At 73.1% G+C, this 22142-nt stretch carries 16 protein-coding genes and 1 pseudogene; 12 read left to right on the top strand and 5 right to left on the bottom strand.

What is annotated here, in order from left to right:
• Window positions 1-115 precede the first annotated feature (115 nt).
• On the top strand, window positions 116-1312 hold the full coding sequence (locus tag ACZ4TO_RS04155; RefSeq protein WP_385038976.1) for a transglycosylase family protein: 1197 nt from the start codon (window positions 116-118) through the stop codon (window positions 1310-1312).
• Between the two features lie 241 nt (window positions 1313-1553).
• Here ACZ4TO_RS04155 and ACZ4TO_RS04150 read toward each other — a convergent pair.
• Window positions 1554-2732: pseudogene (locus ACZ4TO_RS04150) on the bottom strand (DMT family transporter); the annotation flags it as partial.
• A 402-nt stretch (window positions 2733-3134) separates the two neighbouring features.
• Between ACZ4TO_RS04150 and ACZ4TO_RS04145 the strand changes: the two are divergent.
• The 6 genes from ACZ4TO_RS04145 to ACZ4TO_RS04120 all read left to right on the top strand — a co-directional run bounded on the left by ACZ4TO_RS04145 (window position 3135) and on the right by ACZ4TO_RS04120 (window position 12301).
• Entirely contained in the window at window positions 3135-3698 is a 564-nt protein-coding gene (locus ACZ4TO_RS04145; RefSeq protein WP_468023364.1) for a (2Fe-2S)-binding protein, read from the top strand.
• A 401-nt stretch (window positions 3699-4099) separates the two neighbouring features.
• Entirely contained in the window at window positions 4100-5251 is a 1152-nt protein-coding gene (gene glgA / locus ACZ4TO_RS04140) for a glycogen synthase (RefSeq protein WP_468023363.1), read from the top strand.
• 83 nt (window positions 5252-5334) lie between these two features.
• Complete coding sequence (gene glgC, locus ACZ4TO_RS04135) at window positions 5335-6564, top strand: glucose-1-phosphate adenylyltransferase (RefSeq protein ID WP_382779150.1); 1230 nt, start codon at window positions 5335-5337, stop codon at window positions 6562-6564.
• A 304-nt stretch (window positions 6565-6868) separates the two neighbouring features.
• The gene (locus ACZ4TO_RS04130) at window positions 6869-9199 is read left to right on the top strand and encodes a GH92 family glycosyl hydrolase (RefSeq protein WP_468023362.1); all 2331 of its coding nucleotides are present in this window, start codon (window positions 6869-6871) and stop codon (window positions 9197-9199) included.
• Between the two features lie 156 nt (window positions 9200-9355).
• Window positions 9356-10684 (top strand): wax ester/triacylglycerol synthase family O-acyltransferase, encoded by a 1329-nt coding sequence (locus ACZ4TO_RS04125; protein WP_385038959.1) that lies wholly within the window; start codon window positions 9356-9358, stop codon window positions 10682-10684.
• 102 nt (window positions 10685-10786) lie between these two features.
• Window positions 10787-12301, top strand: a complete 1515-nt coding sequence (locus ACZ4TO_RS04120) for an SDR family NAD(P)-dependent oxidoreductase (RefSeq protein WP_468023361.1) — start codon at window positions 10787-10789, stop codon at window positions 12299-12301.
• 24 nt (window positions 12302-12325) lie between these two features.
• On the opposite strand, the gene ACZ4TO_RS04115 is transcribed toward ACZ4TO_RS04120, so the two are convergent.
• Complete coding sequence (locus ACZ4TO_RS04115; protein WP_468023360.1) at window positions 12326-13153, bottom strand: SDR family oxidoreductase; 828 nt, start codon at window positions 13151-13153, stop codon at window positions 12326-12328.
• A 259-nt stretch (window positions 13154-13412) separates the two neighbouring features.
• Window positions 13413-14069, bottom strand: coding sequence for an HD domain-containing protein (locus ACZ4TO_RS04110; RefSeq protein WP_468023359.1), 657 nt, complete (start codon window positions 14067-14069; stop codon window positions 13413-13415).
• Window positions 14070-14596: 527 nt separating this feature from the next.
• Between ACZ4TO_RS04110 and ACZ4TO_RS04105 the strand changes: the two genes are divergently transcribed.
• Window positions 14597-14773 carry a hypothetical protein gene (locus ACZ4TO_RS04105; RefSeq protein WP_382779171.1) on the top strand — a complete coding sequence of 59 codons (177 nt, stop codon included), beginning with the start codon at window positions 14597-14599 and terminating at the stop codon, window positions 14771-14773.
• A 226-nt stretch (window positions 14774-14999) separates the two neighbouring features.
• Here the strand turns inward: ACZ4TO_RS04105 and ACZ4TO_RS04100 are convergent, their stop codons facing one another.
• Window positions 15000-16340, bottom strand: coding sequence for an amidase (locus ACZ4TO_RS04100; RefSeq protein ID WP_468023358.1), 1341 nt, complete (start codon window positions 16338-16340; stop codon window positions 15000-15002).
• Between the two features lie 217 nt (window positions 16341-16557).
• Here ACZ4TO_RS04100 and ACZ4TO_RS04095 point away from each other — a divergent pair, with 217 nt between their 5' ends.
• From ACZ4TO_RS04095 to ACZ4TO_RS04080, 4 genes are read left to right on the top strand one after another with little or no spacing between them, the layout of a single operon-like run.
• Entirely contained in the window at window positions 16558-17913 is a 1356-nt protein-coding gene (locus tag ACZ4TO_RS04095; protein ID WP_468023357.1) for an enolase C-terminal domain-like protein, read from the top strand.
• Window positions 17910-18674, top strand: coding sequence for an SDR family NAD(P)-dependent oxidoreductase (locus ACZ4TO_RS04090; RefSeq protein WP_468023356.1), 765 nt, complete (start codon window positions 17910-17912; stop codon window positions 18672-18674). The genes ACZ4TO_RS04095 and ACZ4TO_RS04090 overlap by 4 nt, the downstream gene beginning before the upstream one ends.
• Window positions 18671-19747: an aldo/keto reductase gene (locus tag ACZ4TO_RS04085; RefSeq protein WP_468023355.1), complete on the top strand. Its 1077-nt coding sequence runs from the start codon at window positions 18671-18673 to the stop codon at window positions 19745-19747. Before ACZ4TO_RS04090 ends, ACZ4TO_RS04085 begins: the two co-directional genes overlap by 4 nt.
• Window positions 19744-20634, top strand: a complete 891-nt coding sequence (locus ACZ4TO_RS04080) for an amidohydrolase family protein (protein WP_468023354.1) — start codon at window positions 19744-19746, stop codon at window positions 20632-20634. The genes ACZ4TO_RS04085 and ACZ4TO_RS04080 overlap by 4 nt, the downstream gene beginning before the upstream one ends.
• Here the strand turns inward: ACZ4TO_RS04080 and ACZ4TO_RS04075 are convergent, their stop codons facing one another.
• A complete protein-coding gene (locus ACZ4TO_RS04075) occupies window positions 20635-22065 on the bottom strand; it encodes a lipase maturation factor family protein (RefSeq protein ID WP_468023353.1) in 1431 nt (476 codons plus the stop codon).
• Between the last annotated feature and the right edge of the window lie 77 nt (window positions 22066-22142).

The following is a 22142-nucleotide window of genomic DNA, read 5'->3' as shown; positions in this document are numbered from 1 at the left end:
GCGGGTCCGGAATTGGGTCGACGGGCTTTTCGGAGCGACCGGTTGCCGCCTTGTCCCGGCCTGTTCCCAACGCTTACTTTTGCCGCTCCTGACGCATGTCTAGGGGGGCTCCCTCATGGCCGTACGCGGTCGGCACCGCCGGTATCAGCCGAACAGGATCAACCGCGCCTCACTCACCGTCACGGCGGGCGGCGCCGGGATCGCGCTCCCGCTGGTCGGGGCCGGAGTGGCCCACGCGGCCGACGTCGGGACCTGGAACAAGGTGGCCGCCTGCGAGTCCAGCGGCAACTGGAGCATCAACACCGGCAACGGCTACTACGGCGGCCTGCAGTTCACCCGGTCCACCTGGGAGGCGTACGGCGGCAAGGCCTACGCCGGGCGCGCGGACCAGGCCACGAAGGACCAGCAGATAGCCGTGGCCGAGAAGGTGCTGAAGGGGCAGGGGCCCGGTGCCTGGCCCGTGTGCTCGGTCCGCGCGGGGCTGACCAGAGGGGGCACGACACCCGACATCAGCCCGGCGGGGACCGCGCCGCAGACGGCGAAGCGGCATTCGGTGCGGGACGTGAAGCCGCAGACCACGCCGCAGTCGCGGGCCGGGACCGCCGAGATGTACACCGTCGTGCGCGGCGACACGCTCTCCGGCATCGCCGACTCCCGGCACGTCCAGGGCGGCTGGCAGGGGCTGTACGCCGCGAACCGCTCGACCGTCGGCTCCGACCCGGACCTGATCCTGCCGGGCCAGCGGCTCGCCCTGGACGGCAGGGCCCAGGCACCCGCGCACACGCCCGCGAAGAGCCCGGCGAAGACGACCGAGCGGACGCCCGCGAAGAAGGCGCCGACGACGCCGGCCAAGAAGACCTCCGGCCGGACGTCCTCGCACACGACGACCCCGGTCAGGTCCGGGACGCACACGCTCGTGGCCCCGGTCCACGCGGCGACCGGCACGCAGTACCACGCCACCGGCTCCCACTGGTCGAAGGGCTACCACACGGGTGTCGACTTCCCCGTGCCGACGGGCACCTCCGTCGCGGCGGTGGCCGCCGGGCACGTGGTCAGCGCGGGCTGGGGCGGATCGTTCGGCTACGAGGTGGTGATCCGGCACGCCGACGGGCGCTACACGCAGTACGGCCACCTCTCCGCGATCTCCGTGAAGGCGGGGCAGAGCGTGGTGGCGGGCCAGCGCATAGGGCGCTCGGGGTCCACGGGCAACAGCACGGGCCCGCATCTGCACTTCGAGGTGCGGACCGGGCCCGGCTTCGGTTCGGACGTCGACCCGGTGGCGTACCTCCGGGCCGGTGGCGTCAGGATTTGACTCGGGTGCGGTGGTGGCTGACGAACGGGATCGGCACGTACGGCACACCGAGCATCACCGTCAGATAGGGCAGCTCGTCTTCGCCCGCCGGCGGGCGGGGGGCGACGACCTCCCTCGTGGGCACCGCGGCCCTCGTCGGAGCCGGGACGAACGTAGCGGCGATCACGGGCTGGGGAACCACCGCGGCCGGAGGAGCCGTCACGGCCCGCGGAACCGGCGGGAGCAGGCCGTCGCCGCCCGCCGGCGGAGCGGGTGCCGGGCCTCCGGCACCCTTCGGCGACGCCGGTACGAGTCCGTCCGCGCCCTCGGCGGGCTCGGGCAGCCCGGCCAGCAGCTCCGCCACGGCCGCCTCGGCGGGCGTCAGCGTGCCGAGGCCGGCGACGGCGGGGACGGAGGGCTCCGCGAGGCGGGGCCGCGCCACGGCCGGCTCGGGCTGCGGCTCGAGCCGCAGCCCGGACGGGGCGGTGAAGGCGGGCGGAACCAGGTCCGCCGCGGGCCGGAGCGCCGCGTCGGCCGGCTGCACGGCGTCCGCCTCCGGCACGGCCACGGGTTCGGGGGAGGTCTCGGGGGCGGCGGCCACGGGCCGCTCGGCGCCGCTGATCCGCTCGGTCGTCAGCAGGATGAGACCGCCGGCCGCCACGACGCCGCAGCCCAGGGCGAGCGCGGTGCCGGTGGAGCCGTAGCGGAAGGTCTCGCCGAACATCGTGAGGCCGACGGCGGCCGCCACGACGGGGTTCACGACCGTCAGCGTGGCCAGCGGAGCCTCCAGGCCGGCACCGCGGTACGAGGCCTGCGAGATCAGCATGCCGGCCGTCGCGAACACACCGATGGCGGCGAGGCTCGAGAAGTCGGCGAGCGAGACCTGACGGGACCAGTCGACCGCGACGGTCTTGGTGAACACGGAGGACATGCTGAAGGCGACGCCCGCCGCGACCGCCAGCAGCACACTGCGCACGGCCGGGTGCCGGTGCGCCGCGCGCCCCGCGACCATCAGGGCCGCGACCGCGCCGCCCGACACCACGCCGAGCGCGAGGCGCTGGGCATTGCTCAGCGACTGGGCGTCGGACGCGCCGACCAGGGACAGCAGACCCGCGAGACCCACGGTGGCCATGATCGCGCCGCGCCAGGCGGTGGCTCCGGCCTTGCGGCCGACGAACAGCGCCGCCATGGGAAGCGCGAAGACGATGGTGAGCGCGCCGAGCGGCTGTACGAGGCTCAGCGGGCCGAAGGCGAGGGCCACCACGTGCAGCAGCCCGCCCAGGCCGGTCAGCGCCACGGCCGCCCACCAGCCCGGCCTGCGCAACGGGGCGTAGGTCTGGCCGGGAGAGGTCACGGCGACCTGCTCCTGGATGATCGCGCCGCCCGCGTACGCGACGGCTGAGACGAACGAGAGCACCACGGACAAAGCGAGGGCACTCATGAGTCCCTCCTCTGCGTACGGCGCGGAGCGGCGGCCCGGCGCGACGAACGGTCGGCTTCCATGCAAACAACGATGCCGTGCGATTTAGTTCTCGTCGTCGTCCCTGAGCAGTCAATGGGTCCTACTGCCGATGGAGTACGAATCGCCCGGCGTCCTCCCCAGGGTGGGCGACATCACGGCCCGATCCACTGCTGGTCACCCCTAGGGGGCTTGGTACTACTGGTCTTCGTGGACCTCGACCCCCGGCTCTCCGCCCTCGACGCGCTCGGCGGATTCTCCGTACTACGCACCGGCGTACCCCCGGGCGCCGCCCTGCCCACCCTCGCGAGCGCCTGCGCGGACCCCCGATCCGGGACGCCTTCGGAGGTTTACGGAGATCCGATAACTTTCCGCATTCAGAAGGTGGCGCAGAGTATCCGGGCGTCGGAGGTGCGGGTCGCGGTCTCGGTGGCGCAGCAGGGGCTCGCCGCCCGCTTCTGGTCGATCGCCCTCGGTGCCGCCGCGCTCTGCGGCCGGCTGCCCGACCTCGATCCGGAGCTGCTGCACTGGGACCCGGACGCGGGGGCACCGGACGACCTGTGGCTGCGCGAGGTCCGCTTCCGGCCCGTGTCCGATCTCGACGCCGTCGTGCGCGCCGGGCTCCTCGTGCCGCTGAGCGCGGCGCTGCGCTCACGCCACCGGGTCGCACCGGCCCTGCTGTGGGGCAACGCGGGGTCCGCCCTGGCCGGGACCGTCCGCCAGCTCGACCGCTGGGCGCTCGCCCACGGGCGCCCGGACGTGGGGGAGCGGGCCCGGACCCTGGCCGGCCCGCTCTTCGCGCACCCCGACCTGTCCGGCACCCTCGACCCCGGCACGTTGCGCCGCCGGAGCTGCTGTCTCTACTACCGGGTGCCCGGCGGCGGAGTCTGCGGCGACTGCTGCTTCGAGCGACCACCGCGCCCGCCACGCCCGGCGCAGCGTCCCTGACGGCCGCGCCCGGTGCACCGTCCCTCCTGGCAGCCGCGCCCGGTGCACCGTCCCTCCTGGCAGCCGCGCCCGGCGCAGTGTCGCTCCTGGCAGCCGCGCGCCGCGCACCGTCCCTTCTGACGGCCGCGCCCCGCGCACCGTCGCTCCTGACCGCCGGGGCCGGGCCACCGTCTCTCCTGGACGCCGGAGCCGGGCCTATCCGACTCGGTCTCAGGCCGGACCCCGACCCGGGCTCCGGCCCGATCCGCCCCGGGTCCCCGGCCCGATCCCATCCAGGCCTCCGGCCGGACCCGACGCCGCCGTCCGCCGCCCCCGGCACAGGGGTCCTCCGCGCGGTCTTCCGTATCGGCTTCAACTGAGTGACCATGAGGGGCACCAGCCGGCGAGGACGGGGGTTCTGTGTGCGCGTGGGACTGCTGACCCGGGAGTATCCGCCGGACGTCTACGGCGGCGCGGGCGTCCATGTCGAGTTCCTCGCACGGGAGTTGCGGGCCCTCACCGAACTGGACGTGCACTGCTGGGGCGAGGGCGGCGCCGGCGGGGTCGTCCGCCACCGGCCCTGGAACGCGCTCGACGGCGCCAACGACGCCCTGCGCACCTTCTCCGTGGACCTCTCCATCGCCGCCGCGCTCGAAGGCCGCGACCTCGTCCACTCCCACACCTGGTACGCCAACCTCGCGGGCCACTTCGGGAAGCTCCTGCACGGCATTCCGCACGTGATGACCGCCCACTCGCTCGAACCGCTGCGACCCTGGAAGGCCGAGCAGCTCGGCGGCGGCTACGCCCTGTCCGGCTGGGCCGAGCGCACCGCCATCGAGGCCGCCGACGCCGTGATCGCCGTCTCCGGCGCCATGCGCGACGACATCCTCGGCTGCTACCCGGGCCTGGACCCGGCCCGCGTGCGCGTCGTGCACAACGGCATCGACACCACCCTGTACCGGCCCGACCCCGGCACCGACGTCCTGGAGCGGATCGGCCTGGACACCGCCCGCCCGTACATCCTGTTCGTCGGCCGCATCACGCGGCAGAAGGGGGTGCCCCATCTCCTGCGCGCGGTACGGGACATCGACCCGGCCGCCCAGGTGGTGCTGTGCGCGGGCGCCCCCGACACCCCGGAGATCGACCGCGAGTTCCGCGAGCTGTACCAGGAGTTGAGCGCGGTGCGGCACGGCGTGCACTGGATCCCGCAGATGCTGCCGCGGCCCGACGTCATCCAACTCCTCACCCACGCGGCCGTGTTCGTCTGCCCTTCGGTCTACGAGCCGCTCGGCATCGTCAACCTGGAGGCGATGGCCTGCGGAACGGCCGTGGTGGCCTCACGCGTCGGCGGCATCCCCGAGGTGGTCGAGCACGGCGAGACGGGCCTTCTCGTGCCGCTCCAGGACGACTTCGAGGCGGGGCTCGCGACCGCACTCGACTCGGTGCTCGCGGACCCCGGCGCGGCGCGGCGCATGGGCGAGGCCGGACGGCGGCGCGCGGTGGGGGAGTTCGGCTGGGACGCCGTGGCCCGCAGGACCGTGCGGCTGTACGAGGAAGTCCTCAAAGCGGGGTAACCGTTCAGACAGGCGAACTTCGGAACACGGGGCGGGGCCCGGGCAGCCGGGCGCGGCCCCACCGGGCGTAGAGGGGCGGCGGCATGCGGCGCGGTGGGCGCGGTGGACCTTCGGTGCTGGGAATCGTACTGGCGGGCGGTGAGGGCAAGCGGCTGATGCCGCTCACCGCGGACCGGGCGAAACCGGCGGTGACCTTCGGCGGCACGTACCGCCTCGTGGACTTCGTCCTCTCCAATCTCGTGAACGCCGACATCCTGCGCATCTGCGTGCTGACGCAGTACAAGTCGCACTCGCTGGACCGGCACATCACCACCACATGGCGGATGTCGAGCCTGCTCGGCAACTACGTGACGCCCGTGCCGGCCCAGCAGCGGCTCGGGCCCCGCTGGTATCTCGGCAGCGCGGACGCGATCCTCCAGTCGCTCAACCTCATCCACGACGAACAGCCCGAGTACGTGGCGGTGTTCGGCGCCGACCACGTCTACCGCATGGACCCCCGGCAGATGCTGGCCCAGCACATCGAGAGCGGGGCGGGCGTGACGGTGGCCGGAATACGGGTGCCGCGCGCCGAGTCGTCCTCGTTCGGGGTCATCAGCCCGGGCTCGGACGGCCAGAGTGTGCGCGGTTTCCTGGAGAAGCCCGCCGACCCGCCGGGCCTCGCGGACGACCCCGAGTGCGTCTTCGCCTCGATGGGCAACTACATCTTCACCACCAAGGCGCTGGTCGAGGCGCTCCAGCGGGACGCCGAGGACGACAACTCCGTGCACGACATGGGCGGTTCGATCCTGCCCGCGCTCACCGAGCGCGGTGAGGCGCAGCTCTACGACTTCAGCGACAACCACGTGCCCGGCGAGACCACCCGCGACCAGGGCTACTGGCGTGACGTGGGCACCCTCGACGCGTACTACGACGCCCACATGGACCTGATCGCCGAGCGGCCCGCGTTCAACCTGTTCAACCGGAGCTGGCCTGTCTACACGAGTTCGGGGCAGCTCTCGCCGGCGCGGTTCAACGCGGGCGGCATCGCCAGCGAGTCCATCATCAGCGCGGGGTGCCTGATCCGCGGGCAGGTGACACGGTCGGTGCTGTCGCCGGGTGTGGTCGTCGACCCCGGGGCGGTGGTGCAGGGGTCGGTGCTGCACGACAACGTCAAGATCGGGCGGGGTGCCGTGGTGCGGGGGGCGGTGCTCGACAAGAACGTCGAGGTACCGCCGGGTGCGACCATCGGCGTCAATCCGGAGCGCGACGCCGACCTCTACACGGTCTCCAAGGCCGGGGTGATCGCCCTGGGCAAGGGCCAGCGCGTGCCCTGACCGGCCTCACGGGCCTCGCGAGAGGCCGCACGGGGTCCGGCGCACGGCGACTTCCGGCCGTTGTCGGACCCCGCTTGTCATGTCCCTGGACGGGGCGCGGAACCCCGTGCTGTCATGCCACTTGCCCGTGGAGGACGACGTTGTACAGCCTGACAACGATGTCATCGCGCGGGACGGTCCCGGCGCACCGCGCCCCCGGCGCGACGCGTCCCGCGGGTTCCCCTCCGGTTGCCCGGAAAGCCGGTCGCCCGCCCCGACCATGCATGAGGACAACGATGTCGATCACCCCCCGGAGGTCTCCCGTATGAGATGGACCCGGCGCCTGCGTCTGTGCACGGCGGGACTGGTGACAGCGTCCGCGCTGTTCGCCCTGCCCACCGCTCAGGCCGCCGAGCCGCGCGACGGCCAACTCACCGACCTGGTCAATCCGTTCATCGGCACCCAGAACGAGGGCAACACCTACCCCGGCGCCGCCGTGCCCTTCGGCATGGTGCAGTTCTCACCGGACACCGGCCACAACACCGGCTACGACCACTCCCAGAACCACGTCCGCGGCTTCTCCCTCGTCCACCTCTCGGGCGTCGGCTGCGGCCTCGGCGGCGACCTGCCCGTGCTGCCCACCACGGGGGACATCACCCGGACGGACGACGCGCAGTACGCGGCCGAGTTCGGCCACGAGACCGAGGAGGCGCACCCCGGCTACTACCGGGCGGACCTGAAGTCCGGGATCGAGGCCGAGCTGACGGCCACCGCGCGCACCGGCGTGCAGCGCTACACCTTCCCGGCCACCGACAAGGCCAACGTGCTGCTGAACGCGGGCCAGTCGCTGCACAGGACGGTGGCCACGAAGGTCGAGATCCTGGACGACCGGACCGTCCGCACGGAGATCACCGGCAGCGGCTTCTGCCAGGGCACCAAGCCCTACACGGTGTACACGGTCACGCGCTTCGACCGGCCGTTCACCACCTCGGGGACCTGGAACGGCGACACCGTCACCGGCGCCGCGAAGGCGGCCGGCACCACCGGGCGCACCGGCGCCTTCGTGCGCTTCGACACCACAGAGGACCGCACGGTCGAGGCGACCACCGCGCTCTCGTACGTCGACGCCCGCGGAGCGGCCGTCAACCTCCGTTCCGAAGGCGGCCGTTCCTTCGACGCGGTCCACGCCGCGGCCCGCCGCGCCTGGGAGGACCGGCTCGACGACGTACGCGCCCAGGGCGGCACCGACACCCTGCGCCGTACCTTCTACTCGTCGCTCTACCGGTCCTTCCTCGCGCCCAACATCGGCAGCGACGCCGACGGCCGCTACACCGGCTGGGACCAGCGGATCCACCGCGCCAAGGGCTTCACGTACTACCAGAACTGGTCGCTGTGGGACACCTACCGCACCCAGTCGCAGCTCCTCTCCCTGCTCGCGCCGCGCGAGGCACGGGACATGGCGATCTCGGTGATCAGGATCGACGAGGAGAGCGGCTGGCTGCCCAAGTGGGGCTACGGCACGGTCGAGACGAACATCATGACCGGGGACCCGGTCACCCCGTTCCTCACCAACGCCTACCAGCAGGGCCTGCTCGGCGGGTACGAGGAACGGGCGTACCGCGCGTTGAAGAAGAACGCCGACGGCGTGCCCCCGGCCGACTCGCCCGCGGTGGGCCGCGAGGAGAACCGCGAGTACATCGCGAACGGCTTCGCCCCCTACGTCAGCGGCCGTCCGCACGCGAAGCCCGGCGACTCGGACTACGACCACGGCGCCTCCGTGACCCTGGAGTACGCCCTGTCGGACGCGGTGCTCGGCGCGATGGCACGGGACCTCGGCCACCCCGAGGACGCGGCGCGCTATCTGGCGCGGTCCCAGAACTACCGCGCGATCCACGACCCTTCGACCGGCTTCTTCCGTGCCCGGGACGTCTCCGGTCACTTCACCGGCCCCGTCGACCCGGCCCAGAGCGTCGCCTTCCACGAGGGCACCGCCTGGCAGTACCAGTGGCTCGTGCCGCAGGACCTGCCGGGCATGATCGGCCTGATCGGCGGCAAGCAGGCCGCGAACGACCGGCTCGACTCGTTCTTCGCCTACGACCGGTTGCTCCAGGACCCCGCGAAGACGGCCCGCGAGGTCTGGGTCAACGGCCCGTACGCCTACTACAACGCCGACAAGTACAACCCGCAGAACGAACCCGACCTGATCGCCCCGTACACCTACCTGTCCACCGGGCAGCCGTGGAAGACGACCGACGTCGTGCACGCGGCGCTGACCCTGTTCACCGACGCGCCGACCGGCATGACCGGCAACGACGACCTCGGCACGATGTCCGCCTGGAACGTCCTGTCGTCCATCGGGATCTTCCCGGTGCAGCCCGGATACGACACCTGGGGTCTGTCCACGCCCGTCTTCGCACGGGTCGACCTCACCCTCGACCGGCGCTACTACCCGCGCGGCGCCCTGACCATCACGGCGCCGGGCACCTCGGACACCGACCGGTACATCAGCTCGGCCCGCCTCGACGGTTCGCCGTACGGCCGTACGTACCTGACGACCGGCACGCTGAAGGGCATCCGTTCGCTCCGCTTCACCGTCGGCGCGGAGCCGTCCGAGTGGGGAACGGCGGCCTCCGACGCGCCTCCGGTCCTGAAGTGAGGACGGGCGTGCACTGAGGAGAATGAAGTCCCGCCCGTCCCCGGAGGGGCGGGACTTAATCCGCTGTTAACTGTGCGTAACTTGATCGTACTTGACCGTAATCACCGGTCCGGGTTTGACTGCAAGTTCACCCGTCGTCGACGCGAGAGCAAGCCCTTGATCTCCGACCTCCTCGCACCACTCGACCTGGCGTTCTGGAACATCGAGTCCGACCGGCACCCGATGCACCTCGGAGCCCTCGGTGTCTTCGCCGCGCACTCGCCCACCGCCGGCGCCCACGCCGCGGACCTGCTCGCGGCCCGCGCCGCCGCCGTCCCCGGGCTGCGCATGCGCATCCGCGACGTCTGGCAGCCCACCGCCCCGCTCGCCTTCGGCAGCGCCGCCCGCGAGCCCGCGCCCGACTTCGAGCCGCTGGACCACGTCCTGCTGCACAAGCCGACCGCCGACTTCCACGCCGAGGCCGGCCGGCTCATGGAGCGCCCGCTGGAGCGCGGCCGGCCGCCCTGGGAGGCGCACGTGCTGCCCGGCGAGGACGGCACGTCCTTCGCGGTGCTCTTCAAGTTCCACCACGCCCTCGCCGACGGACTCAGGGCCCTCATGCTCGCCGCCGCCATCATGGACCCGATGGACCTGCCGGAACCCCGGCCGCGCCCCGCGGAACCGCCCCGGGGGCTCTTCCCGGACGTCCGCAAGCTGCCGGGACTGGTCCGCGGCACCCTCTCCGACGTGAGCCGCGCCCTCGACATCGGCACCTCGGTGGCCCGCGCCACCCTCACCGCGCAGTCCTCGCCCGCCCTCACCTCCGCGCCCACCGGGACGCGGCGCACCGCCGGGGTCGTCATCGACCTCGACGACGTGCACGTCGTCCGCAAGACCGTCGGCGGCACCGTCAACGACGTCCTGATCGCCGTCGTCGCGGGCGCGCTGCGCCGCTGGCTCGACGAGCGCGGCGACGGCAGCGAGGGAGTCTCCCCGCGCGCCCTGATCCCCGTCTCCCGGCGCCGGCCGCGCACCGCGCAGCCGCAGGGCAACCGGCTCTCCGGCTACCTGATACGGCTTCCCGTCGACGACCCGGACCCGCTCGGGCGGCTGCGTGCCGTACGGACGGCGATGGACCGGAACAAGGACGCCGGACCCAACCGGGGCGCGGGAGCCGTCGCGCTGCTCGCCGACCACGTGCCGCCGCTCGGACACCGGATCGGCGGGCCCGTCGTGGGCCAGGCCGCCCGGCTGCTGTTCGACATCCTCGTCACCAGCGTGCCGCTGCCCAGCCTCGGCCTGAAGCTCGGCGGCTGCCCGCTCACCGAGGTCTATCCGTTCGCCCCGCTGGCCCGCGGCCAGGCCCTCGCGGTGGCCGTCTCGACGTACCGCGGGAAGGTCCACTACGGGCTGGTAGCCGACGCCGAGGCCGTCCCCGACCTCGATCTGCTGGCCCGTTCCCTGGCCGAGGAGGTGCGCGAACTGATCACCGCCTGCACGCCATGATCACCACGGGTTTGGTGCCGCGCGCGATTGGTCCGTAAAATTCCGCCTTCGAAAGCGAGCGCGGTTCGAACGCGGCGCACAACCCGAGGAACGGCAGCAGCGATGACGGTGACAGAGGACGGCCGGGCGACCCCCGCCGTGGACACGACAGATGTGGCGGACGTCGCGTTCGGTCCCGGCATCGATCCGGAGCGGCTGGCCGTCTGCCTCGGCGTGCTCGACGAACTCGAGAAGATCGAGGTCGACCACCCCGACGCGATCGCCGTGCGCCGCGCCACCGCCGGCATCTACCGCATGGTGAAGCAGCGCCGCCGCCAGGAGCGCCGCGCCGCCAAGACGGCCCACGACAAGATGGTCACCGAGTCCACCGCGACCGGTTCCGCCCAGCGCATCGACGACGAGACCGAGGGCATCCTGCCGTCGTCCGTGACGGAGGAGGGCAGGATCGCGGGCATACTCCAGCGCCCGCGCTCCTGCTACACCTGCAAGACGCGCTACGTCGAGGTCGACTACTTCTACCACCAGCTCTGCCAGGACTGCGCCGCCCTGAACCGCTCGCGCCGCGACGCCCGGACCGACCTCACCGGCAAGCGGGCACTGCTCACCGGCGGCCGCGCCAAGATCGGCATGTACATCGCGCTGCGCCTGCTGCGCGACGGCGCGCACACCACGATCACCACGCGCTTCCCGAACGACGCGATCCGCCGCTTCAAGGCCATGGACGACTCGGCGGACTGGATCCACCGCCTGGAGGTCGTCGGCATCGACCTGCGCGACCCGGCCCAGGCCGTCGCCCTGGCCGACCGCGTCGCCGAGCAGGGCCCGCTCGACATCCTGATCAACAACGCCACGCAGACCGTGCGCCGGCTGCCCTCCGCGTACGCCGCGCTCGTCGAGGGCGAGAGCGCCCCGCTGCCGGCCGGCGAACTGCCCGCCCAGCACGTCATCGGCGCCTTCAACTCCGGCGCGGTCGACGGACTGCAGGCGCTGCCCGTCGGCGTCTCCGGCCTGGAGGCGCAGAAGGTGGCCGATCTCGCCCTGGTCGCCGGCAACGCCAGCGTGGTCCGCCACCGCGAGGGCACCGCCATCGACGCGGGCGGCCTGCTCCCCGACGTCGTCGAGAGCAACACCTGGGTGCAGACCATCGAGCAGATCTCCCCGGTCGAGCTGCTCGAGACCCAGCTCTGCAACTACACGGCGCCGTTCATCCTGATCAGCGCGCTGCGGCCGCAGATGGCCGAGGCGGCCCGTACGGCGTCCACCGGGCGCGCGTACGTCGTCAACGTCTCCGCGATGGAGGGCGTGTTCGGCCGCGGCTACAAGGGGGCCGGTCACCCGAACACGAACGCCGCGAAGGCCGCCATGAACATGGTGACCCGCACGAGCGCCCAGGAGATGTTCGAGTCGGACGGCATCCTGATGACCTCGGTCGACACCGGCTGGATCACCGACGAGCGCCCGCACTACGACAAGCTGCGCCTGGCCGACGAGGGCTTCCACGCCCCCCTCGACCTCGTCGACGGCGCCGCCCGTGTGTACGACCCGATCGTCCGCGGCGAGCTGGGCGAGGACCTGTACGGCGTCTTCCTGAAGGACTACGCGCCCGGCAAGTGGTAGGCATCCGGCCGGGTCGGACACGCCCTACGGCGCGGACCCCCGCACACCGGGGGTCCGCTGCCGCAGCCGTTCCTGGACGGGCGCGGCTGCGGAGCCCGGGGAGGCCGCTCTCACGCGTGTGCCCCCGTCGACCAGCAGGTCGGCACCGGTGATCCACCCGGCCGCGTCGGAGACCAGCCAGGTCACGGCGGCGGCGACGTCCTCGGGCCGTCCGATGCGGCCGAGCGGCAGCGAGGCGCCCAGCCGGTCCTCGGCGCCCTCCCACACGAAGCGGGCCATCTCGGTGCGCACGAGGCCGGGGGAGACCGAGTTGACCCGCACCTTCGGGGCCAGCTCGCCGGCCAGTTGCCGGGTCAGATGGAGCAGGGCGGCCTTGCTGGTGCCGTACGCGCCGATCTGGGGGCCGACGTGTCCGGCACCCTCCGTGCAGACGTTGACCACGGACCCGCCGTGCTCGCCCATCCACGCCCGCCAGGCGCACTGCACCAGGCGCAGCGGCGCCTCGACGTTCACGGTGAACGCCTCGCGCCAGCGGTCCGGGTCGGCGTCCATGAGCGGGCCGTAGGGCTGGTTGGTCGCCGCGTTGTTGACCACGATGTCCAGGCGTCCGAAGGACCGCAGGGCCAGGCCGGTCAGTTCCCCGAGGTGTGCCGCGTCGGCGACGGAACCGGCGAGCCCGACGCCGCCGACCCGCTCGGCCGCGCGCCGCACCGCGTCCGGGTCCCGCGCGCTCACGCACACCCGGACACCCGCTCCCGCGAGCGCCTCGGCCACGGCGAGACCGATGCCGCGCGAGGCGCCGGTGACGACGGCGGCCCTGCCCTGGAGTCCGTACGCGTACGGCGACGTCATCCGCGTACGGTCTCATGACGGGCCGTCAGCCGACAGCCCCGTGCGCCGGCGGAGCCGGACCCCCGCGTCGCCAGTCCCGTGTGCGGGCGGACCTCTACTCCTGCGTCCGCAGAGCCGTACCCCTGCGGCGACAGACCTGTGCGCCGGCGGACCGGTGCCCTGCGCCGCCAGTCCCGTGCGTCGGCGGACCTCTACTCCTGCGTCGGCAGCCCCGTACCCCTGCGTCGGCAGACCCTTGCGTCGGCCGGACGCCGGTGCGTCAGTCCGTGGCGCCCAGTCGTGCGGAACGTTCCGCCAGGTCGGCCGTGGGATCCGGCCGTCGCGGGTGCCGGGGGGTGCCGGTGCGGGCGGCCGTCCACGCGGAACGTTCCGCCACCAGTTCCAGCAGCGTGCGCCAGTCCTCCATGTCCCCGGCGTACAGGCCGGGGACACGCCCGGCGTCGTCCGCCTGCCGCAGGGTCACCGCGTCCTCGGCCAGGGGATCGTGCCCGAACGCGGCCGCCTCCTGGCGGGTCATCGCGCCGCCCGGGGCGAGCGCGGCCGGCCCCTGGGCGGGCGAGCCGGCCGCGAGGTACCGCTCCGCCGCGACGTGCAGCCGGACCAGTCCGGAGACCCGCTCGCCGAGGAGCGGCCGTACCGCGTCGGCGGCGAGGCCGGCGTGCCCGGCTTCGTCGCCGGGCCGGAGCAGATGCCCGATGTCGTGCACCAGGCCCGCGACCTGGAGCTCCTTGTCACTGGGGTGCCCCCGGCGCAGCAGCGCGGCGGTCTGCAGGGCGTGGTCGTGCAGATCGACGGGATCACCGGAGGGCGTTCCTCCGCCCGGGCGGAGCCGGGAGGGGGCGAGCTCGGCGGTGTCGTGGACGCCCCGGCAGGCGTGCAGCAGATCCATCAGCTCCTCGACGCTGCGCAGCTCCATGCGTCAGTCCTCCCGCGAGAAAGGCCGTTGCCGTGCGACAGCACAGCATGGCCTCCTTGCGAACCGGCCAACGGCACCTGAACTGCGTGACGTCTTCGGGCCGGCCGCGCGCGACGGCCGTCGGCCGATGGTGACTCAGTCCTGCCCCGGGTCGGCCCCGACGCCCCCGTCCAGGGGCGATATTGAGCCGAATGGGTGGTCGCGAAGAGGGCATCATGTTTCAAATCGCCGCAGATCGAGGCTTGATGGAGCCTGGAAGACGTGTGACAGTTACCTCACGTTTTCAGCCCCATAGAGCGGGGGCCTGCTCATTTGGTTAGGCTGTAGCCGACGGACAGACTCACTGGGGTCCACCCACACCCACGGTCCGTCCCGGGACTTGCCGGTCACCACGGCCTGCTCTCACACGAGTTACCGGCGCCACCGCGTCCCTAACTGCTTCGACTCAGACCCGAGCGGACGTCAGGCGACCCGAGAGCACCGGGCCCTAGCGTCCCGAGGGTGACCCGACACATAAGGAGTGCGCGGTGACACCAGAGAAGACGAATCGCGATCAGGGCACCAAGGAACGCAGGGACCGCCTCGGCGGTGGGTCCGACACCAAGCTCGGAAGCCTGGACGTGTGGGCCAGGTCCGCCCCCATCCGCCTCGCGGGCTACGAGGACGACCTCGCCGAGCCCCACATCCTGCCGAGCGTCGACTGACCGACGCCAGGAGCCGGCGCGACCGGGGACGGCACGTGAGTGCCGGACCCGCGTTCCCGCCGAACACGAGAAGCCGTGGCCGACGACCGGCCGCGGCTTCGGCGTGTGACGCCACCTCCGGGCCGACCGTCTGCTCCCGGCCGACCGACGACCGCCGACCGCCGCCCGCGACCGCCGAGGGGCTGGCTGCCGTCTGCCGACGGCCTGCGGCCCCCGAGGCCGTCCCTCAGCCGAGCGGAGCGGTGCGCCGCCACGGGTGGAGTACCTCGAGTTGCCCGGCCACGTCGAGCAGGGCCGCCTCCGAGCCGGGCATGCCGACGAGCTGGACCGCGCACGGCGCCCCGTTCGCCAGCTTGCCGAACGGGACGGACATCGCGGGCCAGCCGGTGAGGTTCCAGGGCGGGGTCATCGGCGAGTAGTTGGTGTTGGCCAGGACATTGCGCAGCCAGCCCCGCTTGTGCCAGTCGGCGGACGCGGGGCTGCGCCGGGCGAGGGCCGGGGTGAGCAGCACGTCGTACTCCGCGAAGAACGCCGCGAGGCGCCCGCGCAACTGCTCGCGCCGGTCCCCCTTGCGCACGCCCGTCACGAAGCGGCGGCCGACCGCGGCGTGCACCCGGGTGCGCCGGGCCAGCCGGCGCGGGTCGAGGTCCTCGGCGTCCACGGCGGTGCCCGCCGTCCAGTGCGCGAGCGAGGTCGTGCTCAGCCACAGCGGGTAGGGCGGGTTCGCGGTCCGCACCCGGTGCCCCGCCTCGGCCAGCAGGGCGGCGGCCTCCCGGGCCGCGTTCGTATACGGTCGCGTGACGTGGATTCCGGCCAGCGGGCTGCGTACGGACAGGGCGATCCGGCGGGTGGCGGGCTCCGCGGGCGGGGCCGGCTCGATGTCCGCGAGGAGGGCGAACATCAGCCGCGCGTCCTCGACCGTCGTGGCCAGCGGGCCGTTCTCCGACATACCGAACCAGTCGCCGTGGCCGATCCCGGCGGGGATGACGCCGTGGCCCGGTTTCAGGGTCACCAGACCGCAGTTGGCGGCCGGGATGCGCAGCGAGCCCATGCCGTCGTTGCCGAGGGCGATCGGCACCATCCCGGCGGCGACCGCGGCCGCGCTGCCGCCCGAGGAGCCGCCCGCCGTGCGGGACAGGTCCCAGGGGTTGCGCGCGTTGCCGTACACGCCCTCCGTGGTGCCGAAGACACAGAGTTCGGGCACGTTCGTCAACCCCACCACGACGGCGCCCGCCGCGCGCAGCCGGGCCACGGTGACGTGGTCCTCCTCGGCGACGGCGTCCGGGGTCGCGGCGGAACCGTTGCGGGTCTGCTCGCCGCGCACCGCGAGGTTGTCCTTCACCGCCACCGGCACGCCCGCCAGGGGGAGCCGGCCGAGATCCCTGCCGGCCAGCCCGTCGGCCTCCGCGAGGGCGGCCTCGGCGCGGACCGTGCGGAAGGCGCCGACGCGCCCGTCGAGGCGTTCGATCCGCGCGAGATGCTCGGCCACCACCTCGCGGGGGGTGACCTTCTTCTCGCGTACGGCTGCGGCGATCTCGGTGGCGGTCCGGCCGGCCCAGGTGGTCACGGGCGCTCCTCACTCGTGTCGTACTGGTGAGTAGTTACGGGGAGCACTCTGCCCGCAGCCCGGGCACCGCGTCGAGAGCACACGACCCCCGACCTTCGGCCGTCGGACCGGAAACGCCCCGGACGCTGTACGCGGACGGGTGGGCGGGGAGATCCTCGGGACCGAGCACTCCTCCGCACCCGGCCATGGACCCCTGCCGCCGACGGAAAGGCCCGCCGTGCCCCCGACCTCCGCCCGTGTCGTCGCGGTCGACACCCACGACATCCGCTTCCCCACCTCGCGCGAGCTCGACGGCTCGGACGCGATGAATCCGGACCCCGACTACTCGGCCGCGTACGTCGTGCTGCGCACCGACGCCCCCGACGGAGCCGAGGGGCACGGCTTCGCCTTCACCATCGGGCGGGGCAACGACGTCCAGGTCGCCGCGATCGACGCGCTGCGCGGACACGTCGTCGGGCGGTCCCTCGACGAGCTGTGCGCCGACCCCGGCTCCCTCTCACGGGACCTCGTCGGCGACAGCCAACTGCGCTGGCTCGGACCCGAGAAGGGCGTGATGCACATGGCGATCGGCGCCGTCGTCAACGCCGTGTGGGATCTGGCCGCCCGGCGCGCCCGCCGTCCGCTGTGGCGGCTGCTCGCGGAAGCCGAACCCGAATGGCTCGTCTCCCAGGTCGACTTCCGCTACATCGCGGACGTGCTGACGCCCGAGGAGGCGCTGCACCTGCTGCGCCGGGGCAGGGAAGGCGCCCAGGAGCGCGTCGCGAACCTGCGCGCACGGGGCTACCCCGCGTACACCACCTCGCCCGGCTGGCTCGGCTACGACGACGAGAAGCTCACCCGGCTGGCCGTCGAGGCCGTCGCCGGGGGATTCCGGCAGATCAAGCTGAAGGTCGGCGCCGACCTCCAGGACGACCTGCGCCGCCTCCGCGCCGCGCGGGCCGCGGTCGGTCCGGACATCCGTATCGCCGTCGACGCCAACCAGCGCTGGAACGTGGACGAGGCGATCACCTGGACCAGGGCGCTCGCCGCGTACCGGCCGTACTGGATCGAGGAGCCGACCAGCCCCGACGACATCCTCGGCCACGCGGCCGTGCGCGAGGCGGTCGCCCCGGTCAAGGTCGCCACCGGCGAGCACGTACACAACCGGGTCGTCTTCAAGCAGCTCCTCCAGGCGGGCGCCATCGACATCCTTCAGATCGACGCGGCACGCGTCGGCGGTGTCAACGAGAACCTCGCCATCCTGCTCCTCGCCGCCAAGTTCGGCGTGCCCGTCTGCCCGCACGCCGGAGGGGTGGGCCTGTGCGAACTCGTCCAGCACCTCTCGATGTTCGACTTCGTCGCCCTGTCCGGCACCACCGACGACCGCGTCATCGAGTACGTGGATCACCTGCACCACCACTTCACCGATCCGGTGGTCCTCCGTGACGGCCACTACACCGCGCCCACCGCGCCGGGCTTCTCCGCCGCGATGCGGCCCGAGTCCATCGCGGAGTTCACCTATCCCGGCGGCACCTTCTGGGCCGCCGACCTCGCCCGGCACCAGGCCGACGACCCGAAGGGACACGCCGTATGACGGACTCTCAGGAACTCGACGGGCTCAGGGCCCTGGTGACCGGAGGCGCCTCCGGGATCGGCAGGGCGACCGCCGATCTGCTCGCCGCGCGCGGCGCCCGGGTCGCGGTCCTCGACCTCGACCCGTCGTCCGTCGACAAGCCGCTGACCGGCCACCGGGCCGACGTCGCCGACGACGCCTCCGTGCGCGCCGCCGTCGCCGCCGCGGTCACGGACCTGGGCGGCCTCGACATCCTGGTCAACAACGCGGGCATCGGCGCCCGCGGCACCGTCGAGGACAACGACGACGCCGAATGGCACCGGGTCCTGGACGTCAACCTCCTCGGCATCGTGCGGACGACCCGCGCCGCCCTGCCCCACCTGCGGGAATCCGCGCACGCGGCCGTCGTGAACACCTGCTCCGTCGCGGCCACGGCGGGACTGCCCCAACGGGCCCTGTACTCGGCCTCCAAGGGCGCGGTCCTCGCGCTGACCCTCGCCATGGCGGCCGACCACGTCGGTGAGGGCATCCGCGTCAACTGCGTCAACCCGGGCACCGTGGACACCCCTTGGGTCGGCCGGCTCCTGGACGCCGCCCCCGACCCGGCCGCCGAACGTGCCGCGCTGGAGGCCCGCCAGCCCACCGGACGTCTGGTGACGGCGGCGGAAGTCGCGGGAGCCATCGCCTACTTGGCGAGCCCGCTGTCCGGATCCACCACCGGCACCGCCCTCGCGGTGGACGGCGGGATGCAGGGACTGCGGCCGCGCCCGGTGGTCCGGTGAACTCCCTCGGCGCCGCAGGCGTCCCCGTCAGCGCGCTGTCCTTCGGCGCCGCCGGCATCGGCAACCTGTACACCGAGGTCACCGACGAGCAGGCGTACGAGGCCGTCGGCGCCGCCTGGACGAACGGCATCCGCTACTTCGACACGGCCCCGCACTACGGCCTCGGCCTCTCCGAACGGCGGCTGGGCGCGGCCCTGCGCGACCTGCCCCGCGCCCAATACAGCGTCTCGACCAAGGTGGGCCGCCTGCTGGAGCCCGTCGACTCCGGAGGCGACGACCGGGCGGACGGCTTCGCGGTGCCCGCCACCCACCGCAGGGTCTGGGACTTCAGCGCCGACGGCGTACGACGGAGCCTGGACGCCAGCCTCGACCGCCTCGGCCTCGACCGCGTGGACGTCGTCTACCTCCACGATCCCGACGACCACGCCGAACAGGCCTTCCGTGAGGGCTTTCCCGCGCTCGACGAGCTGCGTTCGCAGGGCGTGGTGCGGGCGATCGGCGTGGGCATGAACCAGACGCGGATGCTGACCCGGTTCGTCCGCGAGACCGACGTCGACGTGGTGCTGTGTGCGGGCCGCTACACCCTCCTGGACCACGAAGCGCTCACCGAACTGCTGCCCGCCGCGCAGGCCCGCGGTACCTCCGTCGTCATCGGCGGCGCCTTCAACTCCGGTCTGCTGGCCGACCCGAGGCCCGGGGCGACCTACAACTATGCCGCCGCGCCCCGTGAGTTGCTGGACCGCGCTCTACGGCTCCAGGAGATCGCGGGACGCCACGGCACCAGCCTGCGCGCCGCCGCCCTGGCCTTCCCGGCCGCCCACCCGGCGGTGGTGAGCGTCCTGGCCGGGGCCCGCTCGGCGGACGAAGTCCGTGACTGCGCCGAGCGGTTCGCGGAGCCGGTGCCCCCGGACTTCTGGCGGGAACTGCGCACGGAGGGCCTGCTCCCCGACACCGCACCCCTCCCCGACACCGCACCCCGCCCCGCCGGAGCCCCCGTGACGGCCGCCGGCCCGGTCCCCGACCCCACGACCGCACCCCGCCCCGCCGGGGCCCCCGCCCCGGAGCGTCCGTGACCGTCGACGCGCACCACCACGTCTGGGACCTGTCGGTCCGCGACCAGGACTGGCTCACCGGACCCGCGCTGCGGCCCCTGCGGCGGAACTTCGCGATCACCGACCTCGAACCGGTGGCCGCGGCCGCGGGGGTGGACCGTACCGTCCTCGTCCAGACGGTCACCGTGGCCGAGGAGACCCCGGAGCTGCTCGCGCTCGCGGAGCACAGCGCCCTGGTGGCGGGCGTGGTCGGGTGGACGGACCTGACCCGGCCGGACGTCGCCGACGAACTGGCGCGGCTGCGGGAGCTCCCCGGCGGCTTCCGCCTGCGCGGCATCCGCCACCAGGTCCAGGGCGAACGCGACCCCGGATGGCTGCTGCGCCCCGACGTGCGCCGGGGACTGGCCGCCGTCGCGGACGCCGGCCTCGTCTACGACCTGGTCGTCCTGCCGAGCCAACTGCCCGCCTGCGCCCGGGCGGCCGCCGATCACCCCGGACTCGTGCTCGTCCTGGACCACCTGGGCAAGCCGCCGATCGCGAGCGGCGCCCTGGACCCCTGGGCGGGCGCCGTCCGTGAGCTCGCCGCGCTGCCCGACACCGTCTGCAAGCTCTCCGGCCTGGTCACCGAGGCGGACCCGGCGCGCCGGACCCCGGACGACCTGCGGCCGTACGCGGACACCGTCCTGGAGGCCTTCGGTCCGGAGCGCACGATGTTCGGCTCCGACTGGCCCGTGTGCACGCTCGCCGCGACCTACGGAGAGGTCCTCCGGACGGCGCGGGAGCTGACGGCCGGGCTGGGTGAGAGCGAGCGCCGGTCCGTCTTCACCGGCACCGCCGAGCGCGTCTACCGCCTGGGACCGCCACCCGGTGCTTCCTCCGTCGTGACCACCCCCGCCCCGTCCTGCTGATCAGCGGGGAACGCCTCGCTCGGCGGCCCCTTCCAGCCGGGTCGGCGGGAGGAAGTCGCGCACGTACGTCCGTTCCCAGCACGCGCCCGTCTCGCGCAGCTCGCGCCAGGTCGTGTAGCGGTAGCGGAAGAGGCGGGCGCGGACGTAGCGCGGCGGCGCGTCGGCCGGGAACGGGGAGCGGCGCAGCAGCCGCAGGGTGTCGGGGTCGTTCTCCAGCAGTCGCTCCACGAGACCGGAGAACCAGGTGCCGGCGTAGCCGGGAGACAGCGCCACGAACCACATCAGCCAGTCGAGCCGCAGATGGTACGGGGCGAACTGGCGCGGCCAGTGGCGCGGATCCCCCGGCTTGCCCTTGAACTCGTACTCCCGCCAGTCGGCGTCCTCGCGCGGCACCGCGTCCGCCGTGCCCTCGACGACCACCTCGTGGCGCATCCTGCTGACACTGCCGAACGCCCCGTAGGTGTTCACCAGATGAAGCGGGTCGAAGGAGCGGTTCATGACCTGCCTCCTGGAGACCAGATTGCGCGCCGGACGGTAGCCGAGCGCGACCAGGCCCGCGGCCACCACCAGCACGACCACCTCGTACCACAGCGGTGTCGGCGGGGTCCGCGGCGCGGTGACGGGGAGTTCGGTCACGCTCAGGGCGAGCACGATCGTCGTCCAGTTCAGCCAGGAGAAGTTGCCGGAGAGCACCAGCCAGAGCTGGGTGAGGATCATCAGCGAGGCCGCCGCCGTCGCGATCGGCTGCGGGGTGAACAGCAGCACCGGAAGCACGAGTTGGGTGAAGTGGTTGGCGGCCGCCTCGATCCGGTGGAACGGCTTCGGCAGATGGTGGAAGAACCAGCTCAGCGGGCCCGGCATCGGCTGGGTCTCGTGGTGGTAGTAGAGGCAGGTCAGATTCCGCCAGCAGGCGTCGCCCCGCATCTTGATCAGCCCCGCGCCGAACTCCACACGGAACAGCACCCAGCGCATGAGGAACAGCACGACGACCGGCGGTGCCACCTCGTCGTTGCCGAGGAACACCGCGAGGAAGCCCACCTCCAGCAGCAGCGACTCCCAGCCGAACGCGTACCAGGTCTGGCCGACGTTGACGACCGACAGGTACAGGGCCCACGGCACGAGCCACAGCAGCATCGCGCCCCAGAGCGGCAGCAGACCGTCGAGTCCGGCGGCCAGCGCCAGCGACACCGCGCAGCCCGTCCAGCACCAGGCGGCGTAGAAGCGGTCGGAGTAGCGCCAGTGGAACACGCTCGGCGCGTCCCGGAACGCGACGTGCCGCACGAAACGGGGCACGGGCAGCATCCCGCGCTCCCCGGTCAGCGCACGGAACTGCCGGGCCGCGCCCAGGAACGCGACCACGTACAGCACGGCCAGCCCCCGCTGGAACACCAGCCGGCTCAGCTCGTACCCGGGTGCGACGAACCACTCCATGGCGCGTGCTCCTCTCCCCTCCATTGTGACGCTGGGTGACCGTTTTCCGCTTGCGTGCGCCAAGAGGGTGACGCAGA

The organism is Streptomyces sp. NPDC028298 (assembly GCF_055565895.1).
The sequence above is the reverse complement of the archived record's forward strand: the minus strand, read 5'-3'. Positions and strand labels throughout refer to the sequence as shown.